This window comes from Acinetobacter sp. JADD-222, from assembly GCF_049310645.1.
Genome location: NZ_JBMOWI010000002.1, coordinates 280,690 through 296,331 on the forward strand (window position 1 = coordinate 280,690; position 15,642 = coordinate 296,331).

The 15,642-nt window shown below is 37.5% G+C and carries 15 protein-coding genes; 10 read left to right on the top strand and 5 right to left on the bottom strand.

Annotated features, from left to right (window positions below):
* Window positions 1-180: 180 nt before the first annotated feature.
* The gene (locus tag ACO6UW_RS03295; protein WP_002053470.1) at window positions 181-1,116 is read left to right on the top strand and encodes a YagK/YfjJ domain-containing protein; all 936 of its coding nucleotides are present in this window, start codon (window positions 181-183) and stop codon (window positions 1,114-1,116) included.
* A gap of 67 nt (window positions 1,117-1,183) precedes the next feature.
* On the opposite strand, the gene ACO6UW_RS03300 is transcribed toward ACO6UW_RS03295, so the two are convergent.
* From ACO6UW_RS03300 to ACO6UW_RS03315, 4 genes are read right to left on the bottom strand one after another with little or no spacing between them, the layout of a single operon-like run.
* Complete coding sequence (locus tag ACO6UW_RS03300; protein ID WP_002053358.1) at window positions 1,184-1,837, bottom strand: hypothetical protein; 654 nt, start codon at window positions 1,835-1,837, stop codon at window positions 1,184-1,186.
* Window positions 1,838-1,851: 14 nt separating this feature from the next.
* Window positions 1,852-2,076 carry a hypothetical protein gene (locus ACO6UW_RS03305; RefSeq protein ID WP_002053356.1) on the bottom strand — a complete coding sequence of 75 codons (225 nt, stop codon included), beginning with the start codon at window positions 2,074-2,076 and terminating at the stop codon, window positions 1,852-1,854.
* Window positions 2,077-2,205, bottom strand: a complete 129-nt coding sequence (locus ACO6UW_RS03310; RefSeq protein ID WP_002053253.1) for a hypothetical protein — start codon at window positions 2,203-2,205, stop codon at window positions 2,077-2,079.
* Window positions 2,206-2,207: 2 nt separating this feature from the next.
* A complete protein-coding gene (locus ACO6UW_RS03315; RefSeq protein WP_002053455.1) occupies window positions 2,208-2,462 on the bottom strand; it encodes a hypothetical protein in 255 nt (84 codons plus the stop codon).
* Between the two features lie 517 nt (window positions 2,463-2,979).
* Between ACO6UW_RS03315 and ACO6UW_RS03320 the strand changes: the two genes are divergently transcribed.
* Window positions 2,980-3,912, top strand: a complete 933-nt coding sequence (locus ACO6UW_RS03320) for an IS5 family transposase (protein WP_002122868.1) — start codon at window positions 2,980-2,982, stop codon at window positions 3,910-3,912.
* Between the two features lie 317 nt (window positions 3,913-4,229).
* Here the strand turns inward: ACO6UW_RS03320 and ACO6UW_RS03325 are convergent, their stop codons facing one another.
* Complete coding sequence (locus ACO6UW_RS03325; protein WP_002053467.1) at window positions 4,230-4,991, bottom strand: hypothetical protein; 762 nt, start codon at window positions 4,989-4,991, stop codon at window positions 4,230-4,232.
* Window positions 4,992-5,392: 401 nt separating this feature from the next.
* Here ACO6UW_RS03325 and ACO6UW_RS03330 point away from each other — a divergent pair, with 401 nt between their 5' ends.
* From ACO6UW_RS03330 to ACO6UW_RS03365, 8 genes are all read left to right on the top strand, one after another.
* The gene (locus ACO6UW_RS03330) at window positions 5,393-5,680 is read left to right on the top strand and encodes a hypothetical protein (RefSeq protein ID WP_042077257.1); all 288 of its coding nucleotides are present in this window, start codon (window positions 5,393-5,395) and stop codon (window positions 5,678-5,680) included.
* Window positions 5,681-5,737: 57 nt separating this feature from the next.
* A complete protein-coding gene (locus ACO6UW_RS03335) occupies window positions 5,738-6,781 on the top strand; it encodes a DUF932 domain-containing protein (protein ID WP_042077256.1) in 1,044 nt (347 codons plus the stop codon).
* 168 nt (window positions 6,782-6,949) lie between these two features.
* Window positions 6,950-7,990 carry a YqaJ viral recombinase family protein gene (locus ACO6UW_RS03340; RefSeq protein WP_042077255.1) on the top strand — a complete coding sequence of 347 codons (1,041 nt, stop codon included), beginning with the start codon at window positions 6,950-6,952 and terminating at the stop codon, window positions 7,988-7,990.
* A 180-nt stretch (window positions 7,991-8,170) separates the two neighbouring features.
* A complete protein-coding gene (locus ACO6UW_RS03345; protein WP_348891885.1) occupies window positions 8,171-9,112 on the top strand; it encodes a hydrolase or metal-binding protein in 942 nt (313 codons plus the stop codon).
* 132 nt (window positions 9,113-9,244) lie between these two features.
* Window positions 9,245-11,185 (top strand): DUF262 domain-containing protein, encoded by a 1,941-nt coding sequence (locus tag ACO6UW_RS03350; RefSeq protein WP_097355196.1) that lies wholly within the window; start codon window positions 9,245-9,247, stop codon window positions 11,183-11,185.
* A 238-nt stretch (window positions 11,186-11,423) separates the two neighbouring features.
* Complete coding sequence (locus ACO6UW_RS03355; RefSeq protein WP_002050981.1) at window positions 11,424-12,017, top strand: restriction endonuclease subunit S; 594 nt, start codon at window positions 11,424-11,426, stop codon at window positions 12,015-12,017.
* 27 nt (window positions 12,018-12,044) lie between these two features.
* Entirely contained in the window at window positions 12,045-14,282 is a 2,238-nt protein-coding gene (locus tag ACO6UW_RS03360; RefSeq protein WP_002050996.1) for a type I restriction-modification system subunit M, read from the top strand.
* A complete protein-coding gene (locus ACO6UW_RS03365) occupies window positions 14,279-15,619 on the top strand; it encodes a restriction endonuclease subunit S (protein ID WP_042077254.1) in 1,341 nt (446 codons plus the stop codon). Before ACO6UW_RS03360 ends, ACO6UW_RS03365 begins: the two co-directional genes overlap by 4 nt.
* Window positions 15,620-15,642 lie beyond the last annotated feature (23 nt).

Sequence of the window (15,642 nt, forward strand, 5' to 3'; positions counted from 1 at the left end):
CTATACAACGTATAGATTCCAATGAGTTAAAACATTCTGAATTAACCCTATAGTATGTTCCAAAGTCTTAAAGCATATTCAGCTGAGCAGGATGACCACAACATCCTGCTTTAGAATCATTGTCAGTAAAATTTTACATCTCACTCTTAGATATGAAGCTTATATTTCAAGAGAAAACCAATGTCCCCAAATATTCCATTAGCCAATGAATCTTCCATTCTTATCTCAATCGAAGATTTTATGATTAGTACATGCCATGAGCAATTCATTGATGATCATGATGAGTTCAAACGAGAATTATTAGAAGCGGTAGTGCTGTTTAAGCAGATTTATAGATTTGATCTGAGCTATTCCAAAATCATACAAGTTTTTACAAGGGTGATTATCCTTGTCGATTACATCATGGAAAAACTGGATTTTCAGATTTATGAAGATATTCTACGGTTTGAACTCAATCATATCTTTCATATCCAAGGTATGATTCAGTATGAAATGAAAAGTTCTTTTCTAGATATTCATAAATTTAAATATCAAGAACGAAAAAATCAAATTGAATTAGAACGCTATTTGAACAAAATACTCAATCATTATGCTAGGTTGGTTTTTGTACGAGTAGATGTAGGAATCTTTCAAGAACATCAAGCGAATTGGGATGTTGAGGATTTTCATAGGGCTTTGGAAATATTACGGAATAGGATGTCAAATAAAGATTCCTGCTTTCGTCATTTACAAGGGTGTGTTTGGGCATTTGAGCAAGGTGCTAAGAAGGGCTATCACTGCCATTTATTACTTATTTATGATGGCAATATGCGTGACGGCGATGAATGGTTAGGAGAGGAAGTAGGGAAGTACTGGCAACAATACATTACTAATAATCAAGGGTGTTATTTCAACTGTAACCGAAAAGAGAATAAAGAAAAGTTTGAGGTCAATGGTTTGCTTGGTATAGGAATGATTCATAGAAATCAGCAAAAACAAGTCGAGAATGCTATTCGTGCTGGTCTATATTTAGTGAATCCCAAAAAAGTAGAACAACGCTTACGTGCCAAGACATCCCCTAAAATGAGGTCATTTGGGATTAGTCAGTTTGATCTGGATTGGCGAAGAGGCATATAAAGAATAGGTCATTTTGAGAATAGAGAACACTGGTAATGCTATGTTCTCTATTTCATATTTACTGACATCAAAAAGATAAACTGACATTGCCTTGGTCGGTTGTCAACTCAGCTTCAAGCACTTGATCACCACGACATTTCAACAAGTACGATACCGTTGAGCTATAACTCATTTGCACAGGCATCTTGCTATGGAAATCTGCGGTGTAATAACCACAACGACCACGATTAATGCTCATACCTTGAAGAACAAAAGGTTGATCGTTTGTGGACTGAATCTCTAAAATATATTCAATCGCTCCTTGTACATTAAATGCAGATTGAGACTCACGACTGGTAATTTGAGCACGAACAGATAATGCAGGCTGTTCCATTTCCATGGGAATATGATTGCTATATTCAGCATTGTTTGGATTAAGATCAGACTCCATCATGGATTTGAGTGCTTCGGGATATTTATCCCAACTCTCAAGAAATGACTGAGCTTGTTTGACCGCAGCAGGCAGATACTCAGTATCATTTTCCACAATCTGAGTTAAAGCTTGTACTTTGGCTTCAACCTCATCCTTGCTATATGGGGCGTATTTGGATTGTTCATTCTGAGCAGAAGCATTGGGTGAACTAGATGCTTGATCCGTTGTACTATTCTGAGTTGGCTGATTATTCTGATTACATGCCATCAGTAAACTAGATAACATCACAGTGGAAAGTATTTTTTTCATATCTAGCTACGCCTTTACTTAGAACGCATGGTCAGAAAGCCGACCAAACATAGAATCAAAATTCCACCAACGATTTTCCCCACTGTTGGAAACATTACCGCAGGCCAAACTAAGCCTTGACCAATGTTGTAGGCAAAAGACTTGTAGTTATACTGCCCCCAAAAGTGTTGATAGATGGCAAAGAAGAAACCAATTATCAAATAGACACTAATCAAACCTGTTTTAATATTTGAATTCATTTACTTTCCCCCCATTGCATATTTTGCTAATGCAATAAAAATTCCCATTACGATCATGAAGCCAATAAATGGCAAACCTAAAAAGCAAATCACTGCAATGATGCAGATGATGCCAGCAAGTGTTCTCATGGTTATTCCTTCATGCACTGATAGGAAATATTGACCATATCTTTTTGGAAGGATTCAGTTTGCTGCAAGGTGTAGAGGTTTTCTTTAAGCCCATCTTCCCCATATTTATTTTCAAGTTTGTCGTAAATACATGAACAGGTACTGCCATCAATGCCACCTGTTTTACAACCACTAATAAACTGACGTTCGGTTTTACTGGCACAACCTGAAGCCATTAATGCAACAGAGATGAGTACAAGTGAAGTTTGAATTTTCATCATTTCCCCTAATTTTTTATTGTGTTATTTGATGTGTAATAAATTTTGCTGAATGGACTAAAGTGTAGATGCGACAAAGCTTTCCAAGGCTAGACAGCGTTTAGATTAGTCAAATAAGCAAAAATTTATGAATGCTGTTAATGCAACAGAGGAATATAAAATTGTTTCAGGGAATACAATATAGATAGGAAAAACTTAGTCATGGGTATGACTCCTTTGGCTATGAAAGAAGCTTCACCACGTTACTGCTAAATAATGGTGGCGAAACGAAAGAGGGTTAGCAGACTGATAGCCAAAGGATCAGCACACCCGAAGGTGTCCCCCTCCCGTTCCGCCGCAGAGGGGGCACGCAGGGTCGCCCACCAAAAAGATATACTTTTTAGTGTGCTTTGGCTGAACGGTCTGCTAAAACCGACTGACGATGTAGGTCAGCAGTTGAATGATAAAATTAAGGTTTCGCTGAGGCTTTGTTGCACAAACCTAGCATCAAAAGCTTATTCAGCAATATAATTTCAAAATGAATAAGCCTGCCTCTAAAATCTACCGTACAACCAATTGGTCATCCTATAACCGAGCCTTAATTAACCGAGGTAATATTTCCATTTGGCTTGATCCAAAGACTCAGTGGTATGCACAATCACAAGGCAAGCAAGGTCGAAATCAAACCTACTCCGATACAGCGATTCAATGCTGCTTAATGATCAAATTACTATTCCGACTCTCTTTACGTATGGTCACAGGTTTTGTTCAAAGTCTGATTAAACTCTCTGGATTAGATTGGACAGCTCCGGATTATTCCACCCTTTGTCGTAGACAAAAGCATATTGATATTGCGATTAGCTATCAAAAAAGTAGTGATGGACTGCATCTACTCGTAGACTCTACTGGTTTGAAGTTTCTTGGTGAAGGTGAATGGAAACGCAAGAAACATGGGGCTGAATATCGTCGCCAATGGCGTAAGCTTCACATTGCTATAGATGCTAAAACCCTGCAAATACGTGCAGTACAACTCACCACAAATAATGTCAGTGATTCTCAAGTACTCGAAGATTTACTTGCTCAAATTCCCTTGGATGAACCAATTGATTCTGTTTATACAGATGGTGCTTATGACACAAAGCACTGCCGACAAGTCATTTTAGATCGAGATGCACATGCGATCATTCCACCTAGAAAGAATGCAAAGCCTTGGAAGGATCAGCAAGCGAGGTCTATAGAGCGGAACGAATTATTAAAGACAGTCAAACGGCTAGGCAGATCGCTTTGGAAAAAGTGGTCTGGTTATCACCGTCGAAGTTTGGTTGAAACCAAGATGCATTGCATCAAATTATTAGGCGATAAATTAACAGCGCGGAGTTTTCCAAGTCAGGTGAATGAGATCCATGCACGCATGGCAGTCTTGAATAAATTCACAGAATTAGGTCGCCCTCATACCCAAGTTGTCTCTTAAATTTGAGTAGCTTAAGGGAACTCAGCCTTTCAAACCTTTATGCAACAAAGCCTTTCGCTGAGTCAATCAAGTGATATGAAAAAACAAATAAAATCAAAGGTAGAAAATGCATTTTATGTGAGGTTAGGGGTTTATTTAACAATGACAATAAATGATCGATTTATATTGAATGCTTGTGCAGGCTTGAGGTTGGTCATTGCTGGAGACATTTATATCATTGATTATGGAAGTAAAGCAGAATCCAAGAGCGCTGATTGAATTTGTATATTTCCACTTCATCATGAAGTGGAAATATATCTTGATGATGCTAAGAGGGATTAGCAGTCTATAATTTCAATTTTTTCAGGGTCATTTTGAGCTGTAATAATAAATAAATTATGATCAAACTCTGATCTGTCATTTTTAAATTTTTGTTTATATTTTAACCCCTTAGTCGTCTTAAATACCATTTCAAAACTAAAGATAGCGTCTTTATTTGCAGAAATTGTAATTGTGACTTCTCGTGTTGTGGTATTCGTTTTCAGTACAGGAATGTAAGAGGTCATATGCTCAATGTTTTGGCCTTTAATTAAAGAAATATCAATAACGGGAGAGCCGATATTAATGACTTCAAAATAGTTGTAATTTCCTGCGAATTTAAACTGGATAACAGGCATTGAATTCAGCTCATCTTTTAACTCTTGATCGCTACGTTGATTAGCTAAATTACTTTGGTTTTGATTATATTGGGTGATCAGCAAATCATACTCATTTTTAGCTGTTTCAACTAATGCTTGCTGTTCTTGTACGCTATTTCTAAGTTCTTGGGCTTGAATTTTCAAGGCGCTTGTATTGAGCATATAACCTAGAATTAATAAAATGAATCCTAATGGGGCAAATGTTCCCGCTAGAAAATCCCCAAGGGCATTGGGTTCAAGTGCTTTTATTTTATTAAAATCAACCCCAAAAAAATGATAGATACCAAAAAAGTAAGTGCCAGTGATGATAATAAAAATGACAAATTGAACTATGGGTATTTCAAGAAACTTAGTCTCTGCTGTTGAGGTATTGCTTCCTGTAGGGCTATTGCTGGTATTCATGGGAATTTTCCATCTTATTTGAAAGTTATAACTATAAATAAAAACGAGGTTGTTCAGCTTTTTTGAGTAAAGCTTGTCCTCTTGTAAGTGATGATCTCAGATCAAGTTTTGTTCGTCTGCATACAGTCATTAGAGACCATCAAAATGAGAATCTTTTGCAGTAAATTAAAGCAGTGAAAACTAGACCGACGGCTCTTTAAAAGAGCGGGAAATGACGGTAAGAGCATCAACTCTTTGAGATCATTAAAATAATAGCTTGGTCAGGGCTATATTCCAAATAATTTCATATACATAACATACTAATGAGAATCATGAAACTCTTTTGAGAGGACATGAAAATATGAAAACAGAGCCTGCCATCGAGCAGGCTTTTTTATGCCCAAAATTTAAGGAGTCGAGCCATGAGCTTGAACTGTCCCTTTTGTCATTCAACGAATGTGATATTGGTTGAAGCAAGTACACAACAATCAAATACAACCTTAACCAATTTGGTCACACCGACCACATTGGGTGCATTGGGAACCACGGTCGCAAAGTCTTTCAATCTGCCACCGATTGTCGGTGGAATTGCAGGAACAGTATTGGGTAGTGTGTTGAATTCATTCACTGAACAAAGCACACCATCACAGCAGAATTTGTGCTTTTGCCACAACTGCTACCAAAAATTTCCAACTCATTTTTTGCACTAAAGAATATTCATATCCACACAGATTCAAATTTCAGTTTAATTTAAAAGGAATACAACTATGGCACATCAACTTGAACAAATGGCTTATGTCGGTGATACCCCTTGGCATGGTCTAGGTAATCAACTAAGTCAAAACCAACCCATAGAAATCTGGGCACAGCAGGCAGGCATGGACTGGCGCATTGAATCTTCCAATGTCAGTTATATGGCGCAGAATGAACGAGGGCAAAGCATCATCATGCCTTATGAAGAACAACGTGTTTTATATCGCTCTGACACCCATGCACCGTTATCAGTCGTCAGCCAACGCTTTCAAGAAGTCCAACCACGAGAGATTTTAGAATTCTATCGTGACTTGACTGAACAATCAGGCTTTGAGCTTGAAACCGCAGGCGTGCTTAAAGGTGGTAAGAAATTCTGGGCACTAGCACGTACAGGGCAAACATCCATGTTAAAGGGCAAAGATGTCAGTAATGGCTATATGCTCTTGGCAACAGCATGTGACGGAACCCTTGCCACCACCGCACAATTTACCTCGATCCGAGTGGTGTGTAACAACACTTTAGCGATTGCATTAAAAGGACAGAACAGCAGTGCAGGTGTGATCAAAGTTCCACACAGTACTAAATTTGATGCAGATAAAGTCAAACAGCAATTGGGTATTTCAGTACGTGCATGGGATGAACACATGTATGAAATGAAGCAGCTGACACAGCGTAAGGTTAGTCAGATGGAAGCCTTTGCTTACTTTGATGCAGTATTCAATAACAGCACCATGAGCAACGTATTAGATCAGGAGGACAACATCATTCAGTTCTACCGTGATGTAGCCTTGCAAGCCCAAGCCAATGGCAAGGACAAAGCTGAACCAAATGCGAAATCGATGAGTCGAGCTATGGAAATGTTTAATGGTCAAGGACGAGGTGCGGAGCTAAGTTCAGCCAAAGGAACAGCCTATGGATTGCTGTGTTCAATCACAGAATTTATAGACCACGAACGTCGTGCCATGAGTACCGATCACCGACTTGATTCAGCTTGGTTTGGTGCTGGCGCATCGATCAAACAACGAGGATTGGAACAGGCACTTAACATGCTTGCATAGTGTGAAATATACATTTTTCAATAATGGAAAGTTAGACCTAACTAATTATTTTTAAATTAAATATTAGATTTTTAAAATTATTAAAACCATAGCTTCGGCTGTGGTTTTTTTATGCCCAATTTTTGTGATCCCCATCATTTTACATAGCAAAATAATCAGGACTTCAATATGAATACCGCAATTTTAAATCCATCTATGCAACAGGTAAGTACTCCATTTATTGCCCCAAAATTATTCACAGCTAAACGCTTGGTCAATACAAAGAATATGACTCAATCTGACTGGCTTGAAGTTCGTCGCCAAGGTATTGGCAGTAGTGATTGTGCAGCAGCCTGTGGATTGAATCCCTATATGTCGATGCTCGAACTTTGGATGATCAAGACAGGACGAGTCAAACAATCGATTGAAGATGAAAGTTCAGGTATCGCGCCACTCTATTGGGGTAAGCAGCTAGAACCATTGGTGGCTGAGTACTACAGCATGCATACCAATAACAAGGTACGCAGAATCAATGCAGTGCTTCAGCATCCAGATCCTGATAAGCATTTTATGCTTGCCAATCTGGATTACTCCGTTGTGGGTAGCAATGAAGTCCAAATTCTGGAATGCAAAACAGCAGGTGAGTACGGCGCAAAACTTTGGCGAGATGGAGTACCTTTATACGTACTGTGTCAGGTGCAGCATCAACTTGCAGTGACAGGCAAACGAGCAGCACATGTTTGTGTGCTGATCTGTGGGCATGAAACCAAAATTTTCAAAGTGACGCGCTCCGAATCCGTGATCAAACATATCATCAATGCCGAACGTTACTTCTGGGAGTGTGTGGAAAAAGATACACCACCTGATGTAGATGCCAGTGAATCGGCAGCTAAAGCCATACAGCAGCTCTATCCACAACATATTCCGTTGACTGTTGAAGACTTGAGTCATAACGAACAAGCCAATCAATTGTTTGCTCAACTGATCCAGGAAAAACTTCAGATTGAAAAACATCAAAACAACTTTGATGAAACTAAGCATCAAATCCAGATGTTGATGAGGGATGCTGAACGAGCAACCTTTGCCACTGGTTCAGTGACGTGGAAGAAATCCAAAGATTCAATCAGTTTAGACAGCAAAGCCTTACTCAAACTTCATCCTGAAATGCTTGAGCAGTTTCCACAAAGTAAAGCTGGGACGCGACGTTTTCAGATTTATACCGATGACTGAATCCATCACATCGATATTTCCAATCTTCCAAAAAGCGCAAAAACCACCCCGATCCACCGACTCCCGAAGGAGCGGTGGACTAAATGGCGGTCTTTGCATTTCATCTGATCTTTAAACGGTTTTGTATTTGCTTACATAACAAAGGGTCAACAGTAAAATTTTATTTAGAGGAAAATTATCATGATTAAAGGTTTAGCAATCACACCACCGATCCTTGGACGTATCAGTATTGGTAAAGTTGTTGAAAAGAACGGTAAACGACTGCCTGAAAAGGATGACCAATTTACCATTACCAGTCAAATCCAAAGCAAAGAGGGGTGGATCAAACATCCGCTTGATGAGCAATTACGCAGTAAAGCACCGAATCAAAAACTCCGTACCATTCCAGTACGGATGATCTTCAATGATCCTGAACTGAATCTGAGAGCTGAGTACACTTTATTTGACCGACAAACAGGACGGCCTGTCTGTGTAGGTAATGGTGAAACCTGCCAGCGACTCACCAATCAGGGTGTTGAGCAGCACCCATGCCCTTCACCAGACTTATGCTCATTGGCACAAGGAGGAAACTGCAAGCCCTATGGACGTTTACATGTCAATTTGGATGAAAGTGATGAACTCGGTACATTCATTTTTAGAACCACAGGTTTTAATAGTATTCGGACCTTGGCGGCTAGACTGAGTTATTACCATGCTGCATCCTATGGTTTACTTTCTTGCCTGCCACTACAACTGACACTTCGAGGTAAGTCCACCACACAAAGCTATCGTACCCCTGTGTATTACGTGGACTTAACACTCAGGGAGGGAGTTAATCTTCAACAAGCGATTCAGATGGCGAAAGACATTGATCAACAGAGTAAGCAGAGCGGCTTTAATCAATCAGCGTTAGATCATACAGCAAGGCAGGGTTTTGCCAATGCACAGTTTGAAGTCAACAGCGAAGAAGGGTTGGATTTAGTGGAGGAGTTTTATAGTGATGAAAATCAAAAGGGAGACGTTGAACAAGCACAGTCTGTAACCACAGCGAGAACCAAGGCAATGTCTAAGCCGAATCAAGGTGAGGGTTTTGTGCAGGATATGCAGAAGGGCTTGCAGGGGAGTGTGAGGGCGGTGAATTGAGGGTTACTGGATAGCAAGGGGTGCAAGCCCCTTATTTTTAATAAATTGATTAAATTGAGATTGTTATAAATGAATTTGAAATATAATTGGTCACTCTAGTTCATAATCAAAAAATCATTTATTGGGCACCTAATGAAAAATAACTTTGTACATCAGCTTCGGACATTACCAGAGATTTTTGAGGGGAATTTTTTTTGTATCCCAGACTATCAGCGAGGGTATGCATGGGATGAAAAGCAGATTGATGAATTATTGAAAGATATTGATCATCTTCTTTTAGATACTTCAGCCGTTAGGCACTATACAGGTACACTTGTTTTATCACTGAATAAAGATCAGTCTAATCAATATCATATTGTAGATGGTCAACAGCGGTTAACTACCTTGGTTATTTTTTTAAAATGTATTTCTCTATTTGCTGATAGAGAGGACAAAGAGAGTATTGGCACCAAATATTTAAAGCGTGGTGATATTGGTAATGATCAGTTTGTTTTGAAGTTGAATTTAGATACTAATAAATTTTTTGAGAAAGTTATTTTATCTGATCGTAATTTAGAAAATTGCCCTATTACATTAGAGTCACACGAACGACTATTGAATGCTCATGATTTGATCCATAAATGGTTGACTCAAAAAACTTCTTCAGGAGTTCTTATTACGCAGATTTTAAATGTTTTAGAAGAGCGTTTAGGGTTTTTAGTTTATTCGCCAGTTGAAGATGCTGAAACTGGTATCATGTTTGAAGTGATTAACAATCGAGGTAAACAACTCAGTGAATTGGAAAAAGTCAAAAACTATTTAATTTATTGTTCAATTAAGCTATCTGCTTTTTCATTGCGGGATGATATTACTGAACATTGGTCTGATATTTTACAATCACTAAATAAAGCGAAAAAAACATCACCAAATGAAGAGAGTTCATTTTTAAGATATTGTTTGGTTGTATTTTTTAAAATGAATAAAACGGATAGCCAGTATGGGTATGATGTTCTTAAGGAAAGAATAAAAATAGATCAATGTTTGCAGTCCAGTGAAAAGAAAAATCAAACAATAACCAAACTACAAGATTTTATTCAATTTTTAAAATTATCTGCAAAATGGTACGAACATCTTTATGCCCCTAATTATGTTGGGCTTGATAAAGCTATTCAACCACTAATTGAAAACATTCGTGCTCAGAATGTTCATGCTTCAATTATGCCCTTGTTTTTAGCATTGGTACTCAAAAATAAAGGTAAGGGTGAGATGCTTGAACGGCATTTACAATTATTAGAAACGTTAAATTTTAGAGTTTATATCGCTAACGGCATGACATTTAGAAAAGATACAGGTCAGGGTGACTTATACCAGTATGCGAGTAGGTACTACTATGGGAGTTTGTTAAACAGTTTTATTGCAGAGGAGAATAGAGTAGTTGGAAAAACAACACTAACAAATGATGACCAAGCATTGGAATATTTACTGGTTAGTTTTACTCAAAATCTTGCGCATGATGGTTGGTTCGAAGCCTCATTTTATTTGGATGGTAAGAGTTCTTTTGATTTTTATGGGTGGAGAGGACTTCGCTACTTCTTAATGAACTATGAATCTTCTTTACAACCTAATAAGACTATTAATATAGATAAGATTTTAAAGAGTAGATCATCTGGTAAAACCAATGATTATTTGTCGGTAGAGCATTTGTGGGCGACAGAGAATAGAAATTTTGAGGGACAAAATTGTAGAGAAGTTGATCGTTATCAAAAAAGAAGACTTGGAAATTTCGTTTTACTTGAACTCCGTTTAAATATTCAAGGTACTAATGATGATGCATGGATTAAAGCAGATCGATATCTTGAAGGGTTTGAACAAGAAGCTCCAACAGATTTATATCATGTACGACTAGCAGGAAAAAGTGTTCGGAAAACCTTTAACACTATGAGTGATGTCAAGAAAACCATTAATTATTATTCTGATTTTTATAGTGAAATTATTGGTGAACAGGAAGAGCGTTACATTAAGTTTGCGATGAAAAGATGGTCATTAAAGGGGTATATTGGTTATAAAAAACATCACGAAGAATTGGAAAATTAAATATTTTTTTGCAGTACGATAAAAAGTGCAAAATATATTTGCATTAATAAAAGAAGCATCGTATAGTGATTTCATGCAGTAAAAAGCTCAGTACGAGCTCTACTGCATGATTTGAAAAGTTGAGATTTGGCGATCAGATAACTTTTCAAAACAAAACTCGCTAATCACAGGAGACTTTGTTAAACAGATTATATCTGAAAAATAACAAAGTACTCCAAGTTTATTAAAAGGAAAGACTATGGAGACAAAACTAAAAAATATTGCTGAGATATATACAGGGTTTACGCAACGCCCCCCTGAAAAATCAGTAAATGCTTTTGATTTAAAAACGATTCAAATTAAAGATTTAACCAAAGATCAAGTGGTGATTTCAAAAGATCAATGGTCGGAACTTGAATGGGCTTACGACTCAAAACCTCAATATTTGAAATACAACTCAATTATTGTGGTCGCTCGTGGGGAACCAAGAGCCTACGTTTTTAAAGGACAAGAGTCTGATCGAGTTGCTGTGAGTAATCAATTTATCGTTGTAAATTTAAAGGTTGATGAAATTAAACCCGAATTTTTAGCTTGGTACTTTAATCATTCACAAGCAATGCGATCTTATTTTGAAATGAATAGTCGAGGATCATTGCTCATGATGCTCAGTATTTCGACCTTAAAAGAAGCTGAAATAGTTATTCCCTCTATGTTTCAACAAGAAGAGATTCTTCGACTTGTCGAAAAAGCACACAATGAAGCTTTAATATTCAAACAATTGACAGCTTTAAGAGCTGAATACAATCAAGCGAAGAGCGAACAAATTTTAATGCAAGCCAAAGTGGCGCAATAAACCGAATTTTTGAATCGGAGAATTGAAATGACAAATGAAGTAAATCAACACCCACAGCATTCTAAACTTGTTGGACTAGTTTGGAGTATTGCCAATATTATTCGTGGACCTTACCGCCCACCGCAGTACCGTCGTGTGATGTTGCCATTAATTGTATTAGGGCGTTTTGATGCGATTCTTGCACCTTATGCAGATGAAATGAAAGCATGCTATGAAAAAGCTGTGGCGAATTTGCAAGATAAAACCCCGAATGTCTTTTTACAAAAGCAGTTGAGCCAAATTGCGGATAAAGATCGTAAGCAAAATCTTTATAACATCAGTGGTTTTAATCTACAAAAACTGTTGGATGATCCAGATCAATTTACGGCAAATTTAACAAAATACATTGATGGTTTTTCACCTAAAGCGAAGGATATCTTTGCCAAGTTTGAATTTGCTAAAGAAATTGAAAAACTTGATGATGCAAACCGTTTATATAAAGTCTTCCAAGAGTTCCGTAATGGTTTGGTTGAATCAGGTTTAAGCCTTGCGCCTAGTAGCGTGAGTAATCTACAAATGGGCTACCTATTTGAAGAGTTAGTACGTAAGTTTAATGAACAGGCAAATGAGGAAGCAGGGGATCACTTTACGCCTCGTGAAGTGATTGAGTTGATGGTGAACTTAATCTTTGAAGAAGATCAGGATGAGCTTGTTAAGGCAGGGGTACATCGTAGTATTTATGACCCAACGGCGGGTACGGGCGGGATGTTGTCTGAGTCTGAAAAATTTCTCAAGAAATACAATGACAAGATTAGCCTTGATATGTATGGACAGGAGTACAATCCTGAATCATATGCTATCTGTTGTTCTGACTTATTGATTAAAGATGAACCTGCTGAAAACATTGTGTATGGCGATACGCTTGGTGTGAAAAATGCCAAGGAAAAAGATGGTTATGTTCCGCGTGATGGTCATGCAGATAAAGACTTCCACTATATGTTCTCAAATCCTCCTTTTGGTGTGGAATGGAAAAACCAAAAAGAATTTATTGATGAGGAAGAGAAACAGGGCTTTTCAGGTCGCTTTGGTGCAGGCTTGCCACGTATCAATGATGGATCATTGTTGTTCGCTCAACACATGATTTCTAAAATGAAGCCTTCGCCTGAAAATGGTGGGGAAGGTTCACGTATTGCCGTAGTATTTAATGGTTCACCATTATTTACAGGTGATGCAGGCAGTGGTGAAAGTAATATTCGTCGTTGGATTATCGAAAATGATTGGCTTGAAGCGATTATCGCTTTACCTGATCAGATGTTCTATAACACAGGTATTTATACTTATATCTGGATTATTTCGAACAAAAAATCTGAACAGCGTAAAGGCAAAGTGCAGTTGATAGATGGTACAGCACATTATCAGAAAATGGCGAAGAGCTTAGGCAACAAGCGTCATGAATTGTCTAAAGATCATATTGCTGAACTGACTAAGTTTTATTCGAAATTTAAAGATCAAGACACGAGTGCATTGATTCAAACCAAAGCTGGTGAAGCGAAGGTGTGTTCGAAGATTTTCAATAATCAAGATTTTGGTTATTTGAAGCTGACTGTAGAACGTCCTTTACGTTTAAACTTTAAAATTTCTGCTGACCGTATTGCTTTGTTGGATGATCAATCTGCCTTTGCAAGCTTAGCCAAGAGTAAGAAAGTAAAAGATACTGCTGAAATCTCGAAAGAAGAGCAAGCAGGTCGTTTACAACAGGACGCGATTAAAGAGGTTCTTACTGAAAAAATTTCTGATCAAGTCTGGAAGAACCGTGATGCATTCTTAAAAGTACTTGATCCAATTTTAAAAGGATTAACCTTTAAGCTTGGCGCACCTGTGAAGAAAGCGATTTTGGAAGCATTGTCTGAACGTGACCAAACTGCGGATGTGTGTAAAGACAGCAAAGGGAATATTGAACCAGATACGCAATTGCGTGATACGGAACTTGTTTCATTCCCTGACAATTTGACTTTACCTTTGCCTGTGAATTATGACAAAGAGCCTGACTTGTCTAAGTTATTGCCATTGGTTACAGCGCATTGCGAAGCTTATTTAAAAGCGGAAGTTTTACCGCATGTGGCTGATGCGTGGATTGACTATAGTAAAACTAAAGTCGGTTATGAAATTCCAATTAACCGTCATTTCTACGTATATGAGCCACCACGTCCTTTAGAGGAGATTAAGTCTGAGATTGTTCAGCTTGAGCAGGAGATTATGCAGATGTTAGGAGGTTTGTCTGCATGAGTCAGTTACCACGTTACGAAAGTTATAAGGATAGTGGCGTGCAATGGTTAGGGGAAATCCCTAGCCATTGGGCTATTGTACGATTAGATCAAGGTTGTGAAATTGTTAGAGGTAATACAGGATTTTCTAAAGCTGATTTATTAGAAGAGGGGCAATACGTAGCATTGCAATATGGTAAAACTTATAAAGTAGATGAAATAAATAATACTTTTTCTTCTTATGTAAATGAAGAGTTTTATAAGTTGAGTCAAATCGCAATGTATGGTGATACGGTTCTTATCTCAACTTCGGAAACGATAGAGGATTTAGGTCATTCATGTTTTTATGCCCGTCAAGATATTGGTCTAATAGGTGGTGAACAGTTTTTACTAAAAGTTAATCAGGAAGAACAGTTAGGCAAGTATCTGTATTATTTATCAAAAGCATTTTCTGGTTATCTGCGTAAATATGCTACGGGCACAAAAGTTTATAGATTTAATACAGATCATCTTAAAAAAATTTATATTCCACAAATACCATTTAACGAGCAAAAAGTTATTGCAGATTTTTTAGATAAACGCCTTGCCCAAGTTGATGCTTTAATCGCTAAGCAAGAAACTCTATTGGAAAAATTGGCTGAACAACGTGTGGCTTTGATTTCTCATGCGGTGACTAAGGGTTTAAATCCTGATGTGGAGATGAAAGAGAGTGGTATTAGTTGGTTTAAGCAAATACCTAAATCTTGGGATGTAAAACAATTAAAGTTTGTTATTACTAAAATTCAAACGGGGTCTACTCCTCCTAGTGCTGTGCCTGAATATTATAGTAGTGATGATATTGTTTGGTATGGACCTGCTGATTTTACAGATGAAAATTATATTTTAAATGAATCAGTTAAAAAGATTAGCGCATTAGCATTAGAAGATAAAGTCGTAAAACCAATGCCGAAAGGATCGATTATGATGATTGGTATTGGCGCTACTTTAGGAAAAGTCGCGATTACTAATGTTGATTGTACAACCAATCAGCAAATTAACTCTTTGATTCCTATCGAAGATGTTAATGCTAAGTATTTGATGTATCAATTAAATTCTTTGAGAGATATAGTCAAATTATTATCTAGTGCTTCAACTTTAGGCATTATTAATCAGGAAAAAACGAAATGTTTGAAAATCATTGTGCCAAGTCTAAATGATCAAAATGAAATTGTTGAATTTTTGGATAAAGAGCTTAATGAAATTTCAGCGGTTAAAAAATCAGTTGAACAAACCATTAATAAGTTAAAAGAATATCGCTCGACTCTAATCACCCAAGTGGTGACAGGGAAAATCGATGTTCGAAATCTTAAAGTAAACTAAAAAACATTGGGTCATATTTTTTT

Excerpts from the sequence above, each read along its gene's own strand:
- ACO6UW_RS03295 (WP_002053470.1), top strand. The coding sequence starts at position 181 with ATGTCCCCAAATATTCCATTAGCCAATGAATCTTCCATTCTTATCTCA.
- ACO6UW_RS03300 (WP_002053358.1), bottom strand. The coding sequence starts at position 1,837 with ATGAAAAAAATACTTTCCACTGTGATGTTATCTAGTTTACTGATGGCA.
- ACO6UW_RS03305 (WP_002053356.1), bottom strand. The coding sequence starts at position 2,076 with ATGAATTCAAATATTAAAACAGGTTTGATTAGTGTCTATTTGATAATT.
- ACO6UW_RS03310 (WP_002053253.1), bottom strand. The coding sequence starts at position 2,205 with ATGAGAACACTTGCTGGCATCATCTGCATCATTGCAGTGATTTGCTTT.
- ACO6UW_RS03315 (WP_002053455.1), bottom strand. The coding sequence starts at position 2,462 with ATGAAAATTCAAACTTCACTTGTACTCATCTCTGTTGCATTAATGGCT.
- ACO6UW_RS03320 (WP_002122868.1), top strand. The coding sequence starts at position 2,980 with ATGAATAAGCCTGCCTCTAAAATCTACCGTACAACCAATTGGTCATCC.
- ACO6UW_RS03325 (WP_002053467.1), bottom strand. The coding sequence starts at position 4,991 with ATGAATACCAGCAATAGCCCTACAGGAAGCAATACCTCAACAGCAGAG.
- ACO6UW_RS03330 (WP_042077257.1), top strand. The coding sequence starts at position 5,393 with ATGAGCTTGAACTGTCCCTTTTGTCATTCAACGAATGTGATATTGGTT.
- ACO6UW_RS03335 (WP_042077256.1), top strand. The coding sequence starts at position 5,738 with ATGGCACATCAACTTGAACAAATGGCTTATGTCGGTGATACCCCTTGG.
- ACO6UW_RS03340 (WP_042077255.1), top strand. The coding sequence starts at position 6,950 with ATGAATACCGCAATTTTAAATCCATCTATGCAACAGGTAAGTACTCCA.
- ACO6UW_RS03345 (WP_348891885.1), top strand. The coding sequence starts at position 8,171 with ATGATTAAAGGTTTAGCAATCACACCACCGATCCTTGGACGTATCAGT.
- ACO6UW_RS03350 (WP_097355196.1), top strand. The coding sequence starts at position 9,245 with ATGAAAAATAACTTTGTACATCAGCTTCGGACATTACCAGAGATTTTT.
- ACO6UW_RS03355 (WP_002050981.1), top strand. The coding sequence starts at position 11,424 with ATGGAGACAAAACTAAAAAATATTGCTGAGATATATACAGGGTTTACG.
- ACO6UW_RS03360 (WP_002050996.1), top strand. The coding sequence starts at position 12,045 with ATGACAAATGAAGTAAATCAACACCCACAGCATTCTAAACTTGTTGGA.
- ACO6UW_RS03365 (WP_042077254.1), top strand. The coding sequence starts at position 14,279 with ATGAGTCAGTTACCACGTTACGAAAGTTATAAGGATAGTGGCGTGCAA.